Source organism: Modestobacter sp. Leaf380 (assembly GCF_001424485.1).
Classification (GTDB): Bacteria; Actinomycetota; Actinomycetes; order Mycobacteriales; family Geodermatophilaceae; genus Klenkia.
In genome coordinates, this window is record NZ_LMQC01000019.1 from 344,920 (window position 1) to 360,189 (window position 15,270).

Below are 15,270 nucleotides of genomic sequence, written 5' to 3' on the forward strand. Positions count from 1 at the left end.
CCGCTGTCGGCGAGCCGTCCGGGGCCGAAACCGGTTCAGGACCCGGTCCCCCCGGAACCCCACCGATCGATGAAGGAGAACCGTGAGCTCGCCTCAGCCCCTCCGCCGCCGCAGGTTCTCGGACCTCCGCACCGGCACGAGGTTGTCCCTCGGTTTCGCCGCCGCACTGCTGCCCCTGGTCGTGACCTCCTGGCTGACCGTGGACAACCTGCACACGCTGGACCAGAACACGGCCAGCGTGCTCCACACCAACGACGTGCTGGACCGCTTCCAGGACGTGCGCAGTGCCATCACCGCCGCCGAGACCAGCCAGCGGGGCTACCTCGTCACCGCCGAGGAGAGCTACCTGGCCCCGTTCACGACCGCGCAGCGCGACGTCGGGACGGCGCTGGACGCCGTCGCCGAGCTGACGGCCGACAACGCCGTCCAGCAGGACCGGATCGCCACCCTCCGACCGCTGGTCCAGCAGAAGTTCGACGAGATGCAGTCGACCATCGACGTCCTGGGCGACGCCGGCTTCGAGGCCGCCCAGGCGATCGTGCTGACCAACGCGGGACAGGCCGTCGGCGAGCAGATCGACGGCCTGATCACCGACGGCGAGGACACGGAGTCCGCGCTGCTCACCACCCGGTCGGACTCCTCGACGGCGGCCGCCACCCAGACGCGGAACACCGTGTACCTGGCCCTCGTGCTGGGCGCGCTGGCCGTCGTCGCGATCGCCGTCCTGCTCACCCGCGGCATCTCCGGGCCCCTCCGGCGCAGCGTGCACGTCCTCGAGGGGCTGGCCGACGGACGACTGGACCAGACCCTCGACGTCGACACCCGCGACGAGGTCGGCGACATGGCCCGGGCGCTCAACCGGGCCGTGGGGTCCCTGGCCACCGCGATGCGGGCCATCGACGCCAACGCCCAGACCCTGTCCGCAGCGTCGGAGGAGATGATGGCGACCTCCACCCAGCTCTCGGGCAACGCCTCCTCCTCCGCTCGCCAGGTGGAGGCCGTCTCGTCGGCCACCACACAGGTCTCCACCGCCGTCGGCACCGTTGCGGCCGGCACCGAGGAGATGGGGGCCTCCATCCGGGAGATCGCCCAGAACGCCACCCAGGCCTCCGAGGTCGCCCAGCGGGCGGTCGCCTCCGCCGCCACGACCACCACGACGGTCGCCAAGCTGGGGGCCTCGTCCCAGGAGATCGGTGCCGTGGTCAAGGTGATCACCAGCATCGCCGAGCAGACCAACCTGCTCGCCCTCAACGCCACCATCGAGGCCGCCCGCGCCGGCGAGGCCGGCAAGGGCTTCGCCGTCGTCGCCAACGAGGTCAAGGAGCTCGCCCAGGAGACCGCGAAGGCGACCGAGGACATCACCCGCCGCATCGCCGCCATCCAGAACGACACGGTGGAGGCCAGCGCGGCCATCCAGGAGATCTCCGACATCGTCAGTCAGATCAGCGACCGGCAGGCCACCATCGCCTCGGCCGTCGAGGAGCAGACCGCGACGACCACGGAGATGGCCCGCAACGTGTCCGACGCCGCGTCCAACGCCCAGCAGATCGTCGCCAGCGTCGCCGAGGTGTCGACCACCACCGCGGAGACGACGGCGGGGGCGGCGAACACCGCCCAGGCGGCCGACGAGCTGGCCCGGATGGCCGGCGGCCTCCAGCAGCTGGTCGGTCAGTTCCGGTACTGAGCGAGCGGTCGTGGGTGGTCAGTCCGCGCGGACCCGCAGCGGGAGCAGCAGCTCGGCGATCCAGCTGAAGACCGCGATCAGGAAGCCACCCACGACCGCCGTCCAGAACCCGTCGACCTCGAGCCGGTCGCTGATCGCCGCGGTGATCCCCAGCAGGGCCGCGTTGACCACCAGCAGGAACAACCCGAGCGTCAGGACGACGAAGGGCAACGAGAACAGCCGCACCACCGGGCCCACGATCGAGTTCACCACCGCGAACAGCAGCGCGACCCACAGGAAGGTGCCGGTCTCACCGAACGTGCCGTCGGGGTTGCCGATGACGGTGATGCCGCTGACCAGCTGGGTGACCACGTAGATGATCACGGCCAGGACGACGACTCGGAGGGCGAACTTCACGAGTGTGGACACGCCGCAGACGGTAGCGGCGGTGATCACGGTCGGCCCGTCCGGCGCCCCGCCGCCGAGCTGCCCTGCTGTCCCACTGCCTGCTGCCCTGCTGCCTGCTGCTCAGCCGCCCGCCGAGCGCCGCCCCGCCCGGGAGCCCACCCACACCGGCAGCGGCCACCCCAGCAGGGCCAGCGTCGCCAGCGCCGGTCCGGCGCTCGGGCCGCTGGACAGCGGCCCGACCCCGGTGGCCGCCGTCGTCCAGCTGCACGACCAGCCCGGCGGCGCCCAGGTCCACTCCGCCCGGCCGTACACGGAGGTGCCCGCACCCAGCTCGCAGCTGTCGCCGGCCCACAGGTACACGCCCCACCAGCCGATGACGAGCAGCGCCCCGACGGCCCACGACAGGATCAGCAGCATCCGGGTCATGCCCCCACGCTCGCGCACGGACCCCGGCCGGGGCATCCACCCGTGGGCTGACCGGAGCCCGGTGGGGCCGTGCCCGGGTGGGACCGCTCCCGGTGGGGGCACCCTGTGCCGGTGACCGACCACGACACCCGCCGGCCGCGGCCCGGCGGGGTCGACCTCCGGGTCCCCACCCGCGAGCTGGCCATCGAGGCCCTGCTGGTGGCCCTGCTCGCCGGCGCGGGAGCGGTCCTGTGGCCGACCACCCTCACCCCGCTCGCGGTCCTGTGCCTCGCGCTCGCCGTCGGCGTCGGCGTGGGCGCCGGTCTCCGGGCGGTGGGCGGTGCGGTCGCGCACCCCGAGGGACACCTGACCGTGGGCTCGCTGTCGGGCACGGCCCGGTACGAGATGGAGGACGTGCTGGACGTCGTCGCCGCACCGGTGTCCCACGACCCCGGACAGGGCCCGCCGATCCCCCTGGGGTGGGGTGCCGAGCTGGTGCTGAGGTCCGGGGTCGACGTCCCGCTGCCGTGCACCCGGGTGCCGTCGCTGCCCGCCCTGCGCCGACGGCTGGACCGGCAGGTCGAGGACCTCAGGGCCTGGCTCGAGGAGGGGCCACCCTGACGGCACCCTCGCTCGGCCTGGGCGGGACCCGATGATGCCCTCGTCTGGACCTCTCTAGCCCACGGCCTAGACAGCTGCAGACGACGACATGCGGGGCTCCGGCGCGGCGGGAACAGCCGGCGCCCCGGCGTGCTTGACTACGGGTGGCCGGTCCGGTCCATGCCCCCGGGCCTCACCCACGTCGCCACGAGCGACCACTCGCCGCGAGGCGGCTGTCGGACCGGCCCCCACTCCTCGATCGCTCAGCCCAGCAGCGCCGAGACGCCCAGCAGCACCGGGATCGAGCCCGCCGTCGTCAGGGTGACCGTCTGCTGGGCGATGCGCTGACCGGTGTCGTAGGCGACCGCGTACGTGTAGACGTTCTGCGCCGTCGGCAGCGCGCACAGCACCACGGCGACGAAGAGGTCGGTGCCGGTGAGGCCGAGCGCGGCCCCCAGCGCCCACGCCGTCCCCGGCATGACCACCAGCTTGAGCGCGGTCGCCAGCAGCACCGCCCCACGGTCGGGGCCGCGGCCGGGCACCGGCGCCCCGTGCAGCGAGATGCCGTAGGCCAGCAGGACCGCCGGGATGGCGAAGGAGGCCAGCAGGGTCAGCGGCTCGAGCACCAGCTCGGGCACCGTCCACCCCAGGGCGCCGACCACCAGGCCGAGCACCGAGGCGACCAGCACCGGGTTTCGGAAGGGCGCGGTGAGCCGCACCCAGCGGGGGGTGCCGTCGTCCGGGCCGGACAGGTCCAGCGCGACCACCGCGGCCGGCACGAAGACGACCAGCTGGAACAGCAGCAGCGGGGCCACCAGCGTCGCGTCACCCAGCACGTGCACCGCGATCGGGATCCCGAGGTTCGCGCTGTTGACCATCCCGGCCGACAGCGCGCCGATCGTCGTCCGGCCCACGCCCCACCGGCGCACCGCGCCGACCGCCAGGAACACCCCCGCGCAGACCAGCGCAGCGGACGAGGTCACCCACAGCGTCCCGGAGAACACCTGCCCCAGATCCGCGGCGACCAGCGTGGTGAACAGCAGCGCCGGGGTGGCCACCCGGAACGACACCTGGGCCAGCACCACCTGCGCGCCGTCGGGCAGCACGCCACGCCGGGCCGCGACGTAGCCGACCGCGATGATCAGCCCGATCACCACGAACCCGGTCAGGACCCCCGTCACGCGGGCGGCAGGCGGGTCGGCACGCCCCCCAGTCTGCGGCCCGGCCCCCGCGTGGCACCGAGTGCACCCCTGGTCTGCCCACCGGGCCCGGGAGACCAGCACCACCGCCCACTCGACGGGCTACGGCGCCGGGACGACGACCTCGGCCTCCGTCGGGCCGCCGCACTCGGCGGTGCCGCCCACCCGCACGAACTCCGGCTCCACCGTCGACTCGGTCACCACGACACCGGACTCGAGCACCCGGACGGTGACCTCTGAGGGGCGGCCCTCCAGCAGGGCGCACGCCGCGCGGCCGGCCGCGTCCACCTGGAGGGTCGGGTACCCGGGCTCGCCGAGTGAGCAGTCACGGTCGCTTCGGGCGCCCCGAAGGGACCGTGGGTGCTCACGCGACGGGTGGGGACGGGTCACAGGGCGGGCGGCAGACTGGGGGAGTGCGACGGGGCCGGGTGACGACGGCGCAGGCCGTGCGGGCCGGGCTGCTGGTCGCCCTGGTGCTGACCGGGCTCGTCGTGGCGCTGACCGTCGACCTGCCGTCGGTGACGGTGGTGCGGGGCTGGCTGGCCGACGCGGGCGCGTGGGGCTGGGTCGGGCTGATCGCGCTCAGCGCGCTGGCCACGCTGGCGCCGGTGCCGCGGACGGCGCTGAGCGTGCTGGCCGGGGTGGTCGCCGGGTTCTGGGGCGGGCTGGCGGTGGCCTGGGTGAGCGGCGTGCTGGGCGCGGCGGCCGGCTACGGGCTGGCCCGGGCGCTGGGCCGGGACACCGTGGAGCGGCTGGCGGGCCCGCGGCTGGCCCGGGCCGACGCGGCACTGAGCGGCCGCGGGTTCCTGGCCACGGTGCTCGGCCGCCTCACCCCGGTCGCCCCGTTCACGCTGGTCAGCTACGCGGCCGGGCTGTCGGGCATCCGGTGGTCTGCCTACCTGGCCGGCTCGGCGCTGGGGCTGCTGCCGGGCACCGTGCTGCACGTGGGCATCGGCGCGACCGTGGGTTCGACGGGCGGCGGCTGGACGCTGCTGGTCAGCGCCGTCCCGCTCGTCGTCGTCGTGGTGGTGGCCGTGGTGCTCACCCGCCGACGGCGTCTGCAGCGTTCTACACCCCTCTAGCGTCAGGGGAAGACAGCCCCAGACGGGTCTAGGGGACGTCGACCGTCGTCGTCACCCGGACGACGGAGGGCTCCGCGGGGACCGAGCCGAAGCCGAACCGCACCGGTGGGTCGACGCGGGCCAGCCCGCCGAGGGGGGCGCCGTCCCAGCTGGCGGAGACGGTGCGCAGCCGGTGCAGGTCCTGCACGCCGTACCACTCGGTGCGCCCGTTCCCGGCCGAGCCGCGGGTGTGCAGGCCGGTGAGCAGCTGTGCCGGGCCGTCGAGCAGGCCGACCCAGGCGGGGGTGCGGGCCAGCGGGGGAGGGACGGCGCGCAGCAGCCAGCCCAGGCCCGGACGGCGCCCGGCGCGCACCCGCAGCCGCAGCGGTCCGGCGTCCACCGCCCAGTGCTCGGCTTCCCGCCCGACGGCGACGTCGACGACCCGGACCTCGTCGAAGGAGTAGGTGGCGGCGACGAAGTCGGCGAGCTCGGCGGTCTGGGCGAGCAGGGTGCGGTGCCCGTCGGCGCGCTCGACCATCACGTCGGACACCGCGCCCAGCGGGGAGCGCGGCCAGTGGCCCAGCACGAGCCGGGTGCCCGACGTCGTCCCGGTGCCGAGGATCCAGCCGTCGAAGCGTTCGCGCGTCACCCCGGGGGACTGCCCACCGCGACACGCGCTAGTCGCTTCTACCAGCTTCTACGTCGGGGACTAGAGAGCGGAATACGGTGCGACACATGGACCCCGTGCGGAACCCGTACGCCCCCGGCGCCGGTCAGCGGCCGCCCGAGCTGGCCGGCCGCGACACCGAGCTGTCCGCCTTCGACGTCGTGCTGGAGCGCATCGCGCACGGCCGGCCCGAGCGCTCGCTGGTGCTGACCGGGCTCCGCGGCGTGGGCAAGACGGTGCTGCTCAACCAGCTGCGCTCGGCGGCGATCGCCCGCGGCTGGGGCACCGGGAAGATCGAGGCCCGGCCCGACCAGTCGCTGCGCCGGCCGGTGTCCAGCGCGCTGCACATGGCGCTGCGCGAGCTGGGCCCCCGGCACGGGGACCAGGAGTCGGTGCAGGAGGTGCTCGGCGTGGTGAAGGCCTTCGCCCAGCGCCAGGCGCCGGACGCGAAGGTGCGGGACCGCTGGCAGCCGGGCATCGACGTCCCGGCCGCGACCGGGAGGGCCGACAGCGGGGACATGGAGATCGACCTGGTCGAGCTGCTCTCCGACGCCGCCGGGGTGGCCGCCGACGTGGGCAGCGGCATCGCGCTGTTCATCGACGAGATGCAGGACGTGCAGGCCGACGACGTCAGCGCCATCTGCGCGGCCTGCCACGAGCTGTCCCAGCAGGGCGCCCCGCTGATCGTCGTCGGGGCCGGGCTGCCGCACCTGCCCGCGGTGCTGTCGGCGTCCAAGTCCTACTCCGAGCGGCTCTTCCGCTACCTGCGCATCGACCGGCTGGACCGGGCCGCCGCCGACCGGGCGCTGGTCGGCCCGGCCGAGCGGGAGGACGTCGTCTTCGAGGCCGACGCCCTGAACGCCCTCTACGCCGCCGCCGACGGCTACCCCTACTTCGTGCAGGCCTACGGCAAGGTCACCTGGGACGTCGCCGCCACCAGCCCGATCACCGCCGCCGACGTCGCGATGGCCGCCCCGGCCGCCGAGGCCGAGCTGGCAGTGGGCTTCTTCGGCTCCCGCTACGACCGGGCCACCCCCGCCGAGCGGGAGTACATGCACGCCATGGCCGACCTGGGCGGGCCGGGCGGGGCCGCCGTCGGCACCTCCGACGTGGCCGTGTCCCTGGGCCGCAAGCCCGCCTCGCTGTCCCCGGCCCGGGATGCGCTGATCAAGAAGGGCCTGGTCTACAGCGCCGAGCGCGGCCAGATCGCCTTCACCGTGCCGCACTTCGGCCGCTACCTGCTCCGTCACCCGGACTGAAAGACCGGCGGCGGTCCCGGACAGAGCACCCCGTGAGGACCGCACCGGACCAGCGGCGGGCCGACCTCGAGCGCGTCGTGCGCGCCGTGGTCGAGCCCGTCCGCCGACACCTGCACCGCCGCACCGACCCGGCCACCGCCGACGACGTGCTCGGCGAGACGTTGCTGGTGCTCTGGCGGCGACTGGACGACGTCCCGGCCGACCCGGTGCCGTGGGCGATCGGCATCGCCCGGCTGCAGCTGGCCAACGCCGAGCGCGGGCGGCGTCGACAGGGCCGGCTGGCGCTGCGGTTCGGCGGGAGCGAGCCGACGTCGGTCCCCGACCCCACGGAGCCGGTCGCCGGCCGGCTGGACGACGCCGCCGTGGTGCGCGCGGCCCTGGACCGGCTGCGCCCCGCCGACGCCGAGCTGCTCCGGCTGGCCACCTGGGACGAGCTGACCACCGCCCAGCTGGCCCAGCTGCTGGGCATCACGCCGAACGCGGTCGCCATCCGGCTGCACCGGGCCCGCGGGCGGCTGCGCGAGGAACTCGGAAGAGCCGAGCCCCGGCCGGACACAGGACTGCGAGGAGAGGGGACCCGATGACCGACGACGACCTGGACCGGCGACTGCGCGCCGCCGACCCCCTCCCCGACCTGCCCGCACTCCGGCCCGACCGGCTGGACCAGCTCCTGGAGGACACCGTGACCAGCACCGCCCCGACCAGCACCGCCCCGACCAGCAGCACCCCCGACACCCACCGCCGTCCGCGCGCGCTGCTGCTGGCCGGTGCCGCCGCGGCCGTCGTCGCCGTCGGCGGGGGAGCGCTCTGGCTGACCGCCGGCGGGGACCCGACCGTGCTGACCGCCCAGCCCGGCGGCGGCCCGGCAGCCAGTTGCGCCGCCCTCACCCCCGAGACGCTGGCCCGCAGCGACGTCGCCTTCGCCGCCCGGGTCACCGGCATCGCGGGCGGCACCGTGACCCTGGAGACGACGGAGCGCTTCGCCGGCGACGTCGCCGACACCGTCGAGGTGGTGCAGGGCGACGCCGGCGACGTGGTGGACGGCGCCCCGCTGGAGCTGCAGCAGGGCACGACGTACCTGCTCACCGCCGACGGCGGCACGATCGGCTCCTGCGGGGGCAGCGGGGTGGACAGCCCGGAGCTGCGGGCGCTGTTCGAGGCCGCGTTCGGCTGAGCGTCAGTCGTCAGTCGTCGGTCGCGGTGATCCGCGGCGGCCGGCGCAGGTGCTCGTAGACGACGCTGGTGCGCACGTCGCCCACCTCGGGCCGCTGGGTGAGCCGGTCGACGACGAAGGCGTACAGCGCCTGGTTGTCGGCCAGCGCCACGTGCACCAGGAAGTCCTCCGCCCCGGAGACGACGAAGAGCCCGATGGTCTCGGGCTGGGCCTGCGCCCAGTCTCGGAAGGCCTCGATCGCCCGGCGGGACGGCGGCCGCACCCGGATGGCGATGAGCGCCTGCACCGGGCGGCCGACGGCGGCGAGGTCGACGTCGAGGGTGGCGCCCCGGATCACCCCGCGGTCGCGCAGCGCCCGGGTGCGTTCCAGCGCGGTGGACGGCGCGACCCCGACGGCGGCCGCCACGTCCCGGTTGGTCCGCCGGGCATCGGACTGCAGTTCCCGCAGGATCGCCGCATCGAGTTCGTCCACGCGTCCATCCTGGCGGCTCCAGCCGAACGACGTACGGCAGGCGCCCACACAGGGCGTCGATCTGCCTAGCGTGACCTCATGACAGCGAACGACATCGGCTTCCTGCCCGACGAGGTGGTCACCGCCGAGCCGACCCGCAACGCCCGGCTGAAGTGGGTGGTGGTCGTCGACGCCGCGGTGCCCGCCGGTGAGCTGGTGAACGCCGTCGCCTGCGTGGCGGCCGCGACCGGGGCGGCGGTGGACCACCTGCTGGCCCACGGCGGCCCGGACGCCGACGGAGTGCACCACCCGGGCCTGCCGTGGGCCGGTTGCTCGGTGCTGACCGCGACCGCCGAGGAGCTGGCCGCCGCCCGGGAGAAGGCGGTGGGGTCGGTCGGTGTCCTGGTCGTGGACATGCCCCGGGCCGCACAGACCCACCGGGTCTACGACGGCTACCTCGCCGAGCTGGCGACCACGCCCGGTGCCGGGCTGGCCTGCCGGGCGGTGAGCCTGGTCGGACCCCGGAACCGGGTCGCCGCGATCACCAAGCGCCTGGCCCTCCTGACCGGTTGAGCCCTGCGCCGGTGGGCACCGCCGTCCCCGACGACGGGAGGTGGGCGGTGCCCACGTGGTTGGAGGCCGGGCTCTGGGGCCTGCTCGGTGGCGGCGCGCTGGTGCTGGGCGCACTGGTCGCCTGGTCCCTGCGGGTGCCGCAGGTCGTCGTCGCCTCGGTGATGGCGTTCGGCTCGGGGGTGCTGATCTCCGCGGTGGCCTTCGACCTGATGGCCGAGGCGGCCGAGACCGGCGGACTGCCGGCCACGGCCGTCGGGTTCCTCGGCGGTGCGGTGGTCTACCTGGGCGCCAACGCCCTGCTGGCCCGGCGGGGCGCCCGGCACCGCAAGCGCTCGGGCGGGCAGCAACCCAGCGAGGACGAGCAGTCCGGCAGCGGGGCGGCGATCGCCGTCGGTGCCCTGCTGGACGGCGTCCCTGAGTCGGTCGTGCTGGGCGTCGGACTGCTGTCCGGCGGGGCGGTGAGCCTGCCGGTGCTGGCCGCGGTGTTCATCTCCAACGTGCCCGAGGGCCTGTCCAGCGCGGCTGGGATGAAGCGCAGCGGACGCTCGGCCCGCTACGTCTTCGGCGTCTGGTCCGGCATCGCGGTGCTGTCCGGGCTGTCGTCGCTGGTCGGGTACCTGGTACTGGGCAGCGCCCCGCCCGAGGTGATCGCGGTGATCACCGCGGTCGCCGCGGGCGCGATCCTGACCATGATCGCGGACACGATGATCCCGGAGGCGTTCGCCGAGACCCGGACCTGGACCGGGCTGATCACCGCACTGGGCTTCCTGGTGGCCTTCGCCATCGAGATGGCCTGAGGCCGGTTCCACGTGGAACGGGGTGGGCAGGGGGAGCCCATGAGCGAACCCGTCGCCCCCGAGGAGATCCGCGTCCCGGTCGAGGGTGGTGAGCTGGCTGCGTTGTACTGGGCGGCCGACGCGCCCTCGGCGCCCCTGGTCGTGCTGGTGCACGGCATCACCGCCAACGCCGCGGCCTGGACCGCCGTCGGCGCCGCCCTGGCCGGCGAGCACGAGGTGGTCGCCGTGGACCTGCGCGGGCGCGGCGGCAGCGCCGAGGTCCCCGGCGTCTACGGCCTGCAGGCGCACGCCGACGACGTCACCGCGGTGCTCGATGCGTACGGCGCCGACCGGGAGGGCGGAGCGAACGCGGCGGTGCTGGTCGGGCACTCGATGGGCGGGTTCGTGGCCGCCCTGGCCGCCGCCGGCCCGGCCCGCGACCTGGTCCACGGGCTGGTGCTGGTCGACGGCGGGCTGCAGCTCGCCGTCCCGCCGGCCGGTGACGTCGACGCGATGCTGGCCGCCGTCCTCGGGCCCTCCCTGGAACGCCTGGACCTCCGTTTCGCCGACCTCGACGACGCCCGCGCCTGGTGGGCACAGCACCCGGCGGTCGGGCCGTGGCTGGAGGACCCGGCGGTGGACGCCTACGTGCAGCGGGACCTGGTGCCCAGCGGCGACGGGCTGCGCAGCGCCGTCGTCGACCGGGCCGTGCGGGTGGACGGCGGCGAGGTGCTGCTGGACGAGATGGTGCGCGAGGCCAGCGCCTCCCTGCCGGTGCCGGCGACCCTGCTGTGGGCGACCCGTGGCCTGCTCGGTGAGAGCCCCGGGCTCTACGACGAGGTCCGGCTCGCCGGCCTCGGCCTGGAGCCGGCCGGGATCACCGCGGTCGAGGTGCCCGACACCGACCACTTCTCGGTGCTGTGGTCCCCACAGGGCGTCACCGCGATCACCGACACCGTCCCGGCGGCCGTCACCCGCTGAACCCGGACAGCACGACGCCCGCGTCCCCTCGTGGGGGGCGCGGGCGTCGGCGTCAGGGGGTGCGGATCAGGTCAGCGAGTCCTTGGCGAGGGACCGCTCGGCGTAGCCGGCGTCGCGCTGGCCGGGGCCGGCGTTGGTGCCGCTGGCCGGGGCGGCGTCGACCGGGTCGCCCTCGGTGGTCGAGGGGCCGTGGTCGTCGTCGAGCATCGTGGTCTCGTCGAAGGGGCGGTCGCCGGCCAGCACGGCCGACATCTGCTCCCGGTCCAGCTCCTTGGTCCAGGTGGCGACCAGCATGCAGGCGATCGCGTTGCCGGAGAAGTTGGTGACCGCGCGGGCCTCGGACATGAACCGGTCGATGCCGACGATCAGGCCGACGCCGTCCAGCAGCTCGGGGCGGTGCGAGGAGAGGCCACCGGCCAGCGTGGCCAGGCCGGCGCCGGAGACCCCGGCCGCACCCTTCGAGGCGATGATCATGAAGACCAGCAGGCTGATCTGCTCGGCCAGGCTCAGCGGGTCGCCGAGGGCCTCGGCGATGAACAGCGAGGCCATCGTCAGGTAGATGGCGGTGCCGTCGAGGTTGAAGGAGTACCCGGTCGGGACGACGATGCCGGCGACGGGCTTGCTGACGCCGATGTGCTCCATCTTGGCGATGAGCCGGGGCAGCGCGGTCTCCGAGGACGACGAGGAGACGATCAGCAGGTACTCGCGGCCCAGGTACTTCAGGAACGTGAAGACGTTGATCCCGACGACCATCCGCAGGATCGCGCCGAGGAAGACGAACACGAAGACCGCGCAGGTGGCGTAGAAGCCCAGCATCAGGATGCCCAGGCTCTTCAGCGCGTCGATGCCGGTGGCGCCGACGACCGCGGCGATGGCACCGAAGGCACCGATCGGGGCGACCCACATGATCATCGCCAGGATGCGGAAGACCAGCTTCTGGATGTGCCCGATGCCGGTGAGGATCGGGGCGCCGGCGCGGCCCATGGCCTGCAGGGCGAAGCCGACGAGCAACGCGACCAGCAGCGCCTGCAGCACCGAGCCCGCAGTCAGCGAGGACAGCAGCGTGGTCGGGATGAGGGAGAGGATGAAGCCGGTGGTGCCCTCGGGTGCGCCCTCGGCGCTGGTGTCCACGAGCTCCTGGCCGGCACCGCGGACCTCGTCGGTCAGCTGCAGGCCCTCACCCGGGTGCAGGATGTTGCCCACGACCAGGCCGATGGCCAGGGCCACGGTCGACATCGCGATGAAGTAGCCCAGCGCCAGGCCGCCGATCCGGCCGACCTGCGCCGCCTGCCGGATGGCGCCGATGCCCAGCACGATCGTGCAGAAGATGACCGGCGCGATGATCATCTTGATCAGGCCGACGAACGCGGTGCCCAGCCACTTGAGCTCGACGCCGAACTCCGGGAAGACCAGCCCGACGACGATGCCGGCGACCACGGCGATGATCACCGCGATGTAGAGCCAGTGCGTCTTGTCGCGCTTGACCTTCGGTGCCCCGTCGAGGGGGGCGCTGCGCTGTGCCATGGACTGCTCCTGTGGAGTCGGTGGCGGGCGATCGGTGGATCGGGCCGGCCTGGAGTGCGGTCGCCGGGGACCGGCGACGGGTAGACCATGACCGGTCGCGTGATGGCGGTCACCCTTGCGTTCATTGCGTGCACGACCGGTGGCGCCGGACAGGGCGCTGGGCAGCGCGGACGCGGCACACTCGCACCGTGCGCATCCCCGCCGTCCTCGCCCGCGGCCCCGTCGGCCGCCCGGGCCGTGGCGCGCGCTCGGACCGTCGCAGCCTGGCCCGGCAGCTGCTGGGGCTGCAGGCCCTGGTGCTGGTGGTCGTCGTCGTCGCGCTGGGCTGGGTCGCCGTCCTGGACGCCCGCACCGCCGTGGAGGACCGGGCCACCAACCAGGCCCGCAGCATCGCCGAGACCCTGGCGGACTCCCCGCTGGTCCGGGAGACGGTGCTCACCGAGGACCCGACGTTCGTGCTGCAGCCCTACGTGGAGCAGGTCCGCGCCGACACCGACACCTCCTTCATCACCGTGATGGCCCCCGACCGCACCCGGTTCACCCACCCCGACCCGGCGCAGATCGGCAAGCCGTTCGTCGGCACCATCGACGACGCCCTGGCGGGGGACACCTTCACCGAGACCTACGCCGGCACGCTGGGCCCCTCGGTCCGTGCCGTGGCGCCGGTGTTCCGGGTGGGCAGCACGACCGACGTCGTCGCGCTGGTCAGCGTGGGCATCGTCCTGACCGCCATCGGGGACGACGTCACCGCCGCCCTGCCCGAGCTGCTGGGCGTGGCCGGCGCGGTGCTGGCCGTCGGCGCGCTGGGCAGCTGGCTGATCAGCCGCCGGCTCCGCCGGCAGACCCACGGCCTCGGCGCAGCCCCGCTGGCCCGGATGCTCGAGTACTACGACGCGGTGCTGCACGCCGTCCGCGAGGGCCTGCTGCTGCTGGACGGCGACCGGACCGTGCAGCTGGTCAACGACGAGGCCCGCCGACTGCTGGACCTGGACGGCGACGTCACCGGCCGGCACGTCAGCGAGCTGGGGCTGTCCCCGGAGCTGGCCGCCACGCTGTCCCAGCAGCGGCTGGCGGTCGACGAGGTGCACGTCAGCGGCTCCCGGGTGCTGGTGGTCAACCAGGCGCCGGCGACGCCGAAGGGCCGCTCGGTGGGCGCCGTCGTCACGCTGCGGGACCACACCGACCTGCAGGCGCTGACCGGGGAGCTGGACAGCGTGCGGGCCTTCGCCGAGTCGCTGCGCGCCCAGGCGCACGAGGCGGCCAACCGGCTGCACACCACGGTGTCGCTGGTGGAGCTGGGCCGCAGCGCCGAGGCCGTCGAGTTCGCCACCGCCGAGCTGGCGCTGGCCCAGCGGCTCACCGACCGGGTGGTCGGCGCGGTCGAGGAGCCGGTGCTGGCCGCGCTGCTGCTGGGCAAGGCGGCCACCGCCCACGAGCGCGGGGTGGCGATGGAGATCGACCCGGCCACCTCGGTGGGCAGCACCGGCATCCCCGGCGGCGACCTGGTGACCATCGTGGGCAACCTGCTGGACAACGCCATCGACGCCGCCCTGGCCGGGGACGCCCCCCGGGAGGTGCAGCTGTCGCTGTGGGAGGAGGACGGGATGCTGGAGCTGCGGGTGGAGGACACCGGCCCCGGCGTCCCGGACCCCGAGCAGGTGTTCCAGCGCGGCTGGTCCACCAAGGCCGACGGCCCGCGCGGGAACGGCCGCGGCCTGGGCCTGGCGCTGGTCGCGCAGGCCGTGCGGCGCAACGGGGGGACCGTGTCGGTCCGGCCCGGGCCGGGCGCGGAGTTCCGGGTGTCGCTGCCGCTGCGCAGCACCGCGGGAGTGACGTCGTGAGCGACCTGCGGGTGCTGGTGGTGGAGGACGAACCGGTCGCCGCCGACGCGCACCGGGCCTACGTCGACCGGACCGCGGGCTTCGTCGCCGTCGCCGTCGCCGGGACCGGGGCGGCGGCCTGGGACGCGCTGGGCCGGCTGCCGGTGGACCTGGTGATGCTGGACATGAACCTGCCCGACACGCACGGCATCGAGCTGGTCCGCCGGCTGCGCGCCGCCGGCCGGGACGTCGACGTGCTGGCCGTGACCTCGGCGCGCGAGCTGTCCACGGTGCGCGCCGCCGCCGCCCAGGGCGTCGTCGGCTACCTGCTCAAGCCCTTCACCTACGCCGCGCTCCGGGACCGGCTGACCGCCTACGCCGACTACCGCGCCCAGCTGCGCGCCGACGGCGACATCGCCGGGCAGGACGCCGTCGACCGGGTGCTGGAGGCCGCCCGCCCGACCCGGCCGGCCCCGCTGCCCAAGGGCATGGGCCGGGAGACCCTGGACGCCGTCGTCGCCGCGGTGCGGACCGGGGACGGGCTGTCCGCGGCCGAGACCGGCGCCCAGATCGGCGCCTCGAGGATCACCGCCCGCCGCTACCTGGAGCACCTGGCCGAGGCCGGCCTCGTCGTCCGCACGCCCCGGTACGGCGGGACCGGCCGCCCGGAGCTGGAGTACCGCTGGCGCTCCGAGGGCTGAGGGTCCGC

Annotated in this window: 18 protein-coding genes; 11 read left to right on the top strand and 7 right to left on the bottom strand. The window is 74.8% G+C overall.

Annotated features, from left to right (window positions below):
- The first annotated feature begins 82 nt into the window (after positions 1-82).
- Positions 83-1,684, top strand: a complete 1,602-nt coding sequence (locus ASG41_RS14085; protein ID WP_082556933.1) for a methyl-accepting chemotaxis protein — start codon at positions 83-85, stop codon at positions 1,682-1,684.
- A gap of 18 nt (positions 1,685-1,702) precedes the next feature.
- Here ASG41_RS14085 and ASG41_RS14090 read toward each other — a convergent pair whose 3' ends face one another.
- Together ASG41_RS14090 and ASG41_RS14095 are read right to left on the bottom strand one after the other, a co-directional pair.
- A complete protein-coding gene (locus ASG41_RS14090; protein WP_235564797.1) occupies positions 1,703-2,092 on the bottom strand; it encodes a phage holin family protein in 390 nt (129 codons plus the stop codon).
- Positions 2,093-2,191: 99 nt separating this feature from the next.
- The gene (locus ASG41_RS14095; protein ID WP_056295877.1) at positions 2,192-2,497 is read right to left on the bottom strand and encodes a hypothetical protein; all 306 of its coding nucleotides are present in this window, start codon (positions 2,495-2,497) and stop codon (positions 2,192-2,194) included.
- Positions 2,498-2,608: 111 nt separating this feature from the next.
- Between ASG41_RS14095 and ASG41_RS14100 the strand changes: the two genes are divergently transcribed.
- Complete coding sequence (locus ASG41_RS14100; RefSeq protein ID WP_157519420.1) at positions 2,609-3,097, top strand: hypothetical protein; 489 nt, start codon at positions 2,609-2,611, stop codon at positions 3,095-3,097.
- A gap of 242 nt (positions 3,098-3,339) precedes the next feature.
- Here ASG41_RS14100 and ASG41_RS14105 read toward each other — a convergent pair whose 3' ends face one another.
- Both ASG41_RS14105 and ASG41_RS14110 read right to left on the bottom strand, forming a co-directional pair.
- A complete protein-coding gene (locus tag ASG41_RS14105) occupies positions 3,340-4,257 on the bottom strand; it encodes an AEC family transporter (RefSeq protein ID WP_056295884.1) in 918 nt (305 codons plus the stop codon).
- Positions 4,258-4,377: 120 nt separating this feature from the next.
- A complete protein-coding gene (locus tag ASG41_RS14110) occupies positions 4,378-4,563 on the bottom strand; it encodes a hypothetical protein (protein WP_056295887.1) in 186 nt (61 codons plus the stop codon).
- Between the two features lie 125 nt (positions 4,564-4,688).
- On the opposite strand from ASG41_RS14110, the gene ASG41_RS14115 reads away from it, so the two are divergent.
- A complete protein-coding gene (locus tag ASG41_RS14115) occupies positions 4,689-5,357 on the top strand; it encodes a TVP38/TMEM64 family protein (protein ID WP_056295893.1) in 669 nt (222 codons plus the stop codon).
- Positions 5,358-5,385: 28 nt separating this feature from the next.
- Here the strand turns inward: ASG41_RS14115 and ASG41_RS14120 are convergent, their stop codons facing one another.
- Positions 5,386-5,985 (bottom strand): hypothetical protein, encoded by a 600-nt coding sequence (locus ASG41_RS14120; RefSeq protein ID WP_056295896.1) that lies wholly within the window; start codon positions 5,983-5,985, stop codon positions 5,386-5,388.
- 86 nt (positions 5,986-6,071) lie between these two features.
- Between ASG41_RS14120 and ASG41_RS14125 the strand changes: the two genes are divergently transcribed.
- Genes ASG41_RS14125 through ASG41_RS14135 form a run of 3 tightly spaced genes read left to right on the top strand, consistent with a single transcriptional unit; the run spans position 6,072 to position 8,436 of the window.
- Entirely contained in the window at positions 6,072-7,262 is a 1,191-nt protein-coding gene (locus ASG41_RS14125) for an ATP-binding protein (protein WP_056295899.1), read from the top strand.
- 32 nt (positions 7,263-7,294) lie between these two features.
- Positions 7,295-7,846: an RNA polymerase sigma factor gene (locus ASG41_RS14130; protein WP_082556935.1), complete on the top strand. Its 552-nt coding sequence runs from the start codon at positions 7,295-7,297 to the stop codon at positions 7,844-7,846.
- On the top strand, positions 7,843-8,436 hold the full coding sequence (locus ASG41_RS14135; RefSeq protein ID WP_056295902.1) for a hypothetical protein: 594 nt from the start codon (positions 7,843-7,845) through the stop codon (positions 8,434-8,436). The genes ASG41_RS14130 and ASG41_RS14135 overlap by 4 nt, the downstream gene beginning before the upstream one ends.
- Positions 8,437-8,446: 10 nt before the next feature.
- Here ASG41_RS14135 and ASG41_RS14140 read toward each other — a convergent pair whose 3' ends face one another.
- Positions 8,447-8,908: an Lrp/AsnC family transcriptional regulator gene (locus tag ASG41_RS14140; RefSeq protein ID WP_056295905.1), complete on the bottom strand. Its 462-nt coding sequence runs from the start codon at positions 8,906-8,908 to the stop codon at positions 8,447-8,449.
- A 78-nt stretch (positions 8,909-8,986) separates the two neighbouring features.
- Here ASG41_RS14140 and ASG41_RS14145 point away from each other — a divergent pair, with 78 nt between their 5' ends.
- Genes ASG41_RS14145 through ASG41_RS14155 form a run of 3 tightly spaced genes read left to right on the top strand, consistent with a single transcriptional unit; the run spans position 8,987 to position 11,217 of the window.
- Positions 8,987-9,460 carry a DUF2000 family protein gene (locus ASG41_RS14145; RefSeq protein WP_056295909.1) on the top strand — a complete coding sequence of 158 codons (474 nt, stop codon included), beginning with the start codon at positions 8,987-8,989 and terminating at the stop codon, positions 9,458-9,460.
- Between the two features lie 47 nt (positions 9,461-9,507).
- A complete protein-coding gene (locus tag ASG41_RS14150) occupies positions 9,508-10,257 on the top strand; it encodes a ZIP family metal transporter (RefSeq protein WP_056296654.1) in 750 nt (249 codons plus the stop codon).
- Positions 10,258-10,296: 39 nt separating this feature from the next.
- Entirely contained in the window at positions 10,297-11,217 is a 921-nt protein-coding gene (locus ASG41_RS14155; protein WP_056295913.1) for an alpha/beta fold hydrolase, read from the top strand.
- A 66-nt stretch (positions 11,218-11,283) separates the two neighbouring features.
- Here the strand turns inward: ASG41_RS14155 and ASG41_RS14160 are convergent, their stop codons facing one another.
- Complete coding sequence (locus ASG41_RS14160) at positions 11,284-12,741, bottom strand: cation:dicarboxylate symporter family transporter (protein WP_056295916.1); 1,458 nt, start codon at positions 12,739-12,741, stop codon at positions 11,284-11,286.
- Positions 12,742-12,929: 188 nt separating this feature from the next.
- On the opposite strand from ASG41_RS14160, the gene ASG41_RS14165 reads away from it, so the two are divergent.
- Positions 12,930-14,582 (top strand): sensor histidine kinase, encoded by a 1,653-nt coding sequence (locus ASG41_RS14165; RefSeq protein WP_235564798.1) that lies wholly within the window; start codon positions 12,930-12,932, stop codon positions 14,580-14,582.
- Positions 14,579-15,262 carry a response regulator gene (locus ASG41_RS14170; protein WP_056295919.1) on the top strand — a complete coding sequence of 228 codons (684 nt, stop codon included), beginning with the start codon at positions 14,579-14,581 and terminating at the stop codon, positions 15,260-15,262. Before ASG41_RS14165 ends, ASG41_RS14170 begins: the two co-directional genes overlap by 4 nt.
- Positions 15,263-15,270: the final 8 nt, after the last annotated feature.

Excerpts from the sequence above, each read along its gene's own strand:
- ASG41_RS14095 (WP_056295877.1), bottom strand. The coding sequence starts at position 2,497 with ATGACCCGGATGCTGCTGATCCTGTCGTGGGCCGTCGGGGCGCTGCTC.
- ASG41_RS14125 (WP_056295899.1), top strand. The coding sequence starts at position 6,072 with ATGGACCCCGTGCGGAACCCGTACGCCCCCGGCGCCGGTCAGCGGCCG.
- ASG41_RS14135 (WP_056295902.1), top strand. The coding sequence starts at position 7,843 with ATGACCGACGACGACCTGGACCGGCGACTGCGCGCCGCCGACCCCCTC.
- ASG41_RS14145 (WP_056295909.1), top strand. The coding sequence starts at position 8,987 with ATGACAGCGAACGACATCGGCTTCCTGCCCGACGAGGTGGTCACCGCC.
- ASG41_RS14155 (WP_056295913.1), top strand. The coding sequence starts at position 10,297 with ATGAGCGAACCCGTCGCCCCCGAGGAGATCCGCGTCCCGGTCGAGGGT.
- ASG41_RS14160 (WP_056295916.1), bottom strand. The coding sequence starts at position 12,741 with ATGGCACAGCGCAGCGCCCCCCTCGACGGGGCACCGAAGGTCAAGCGC.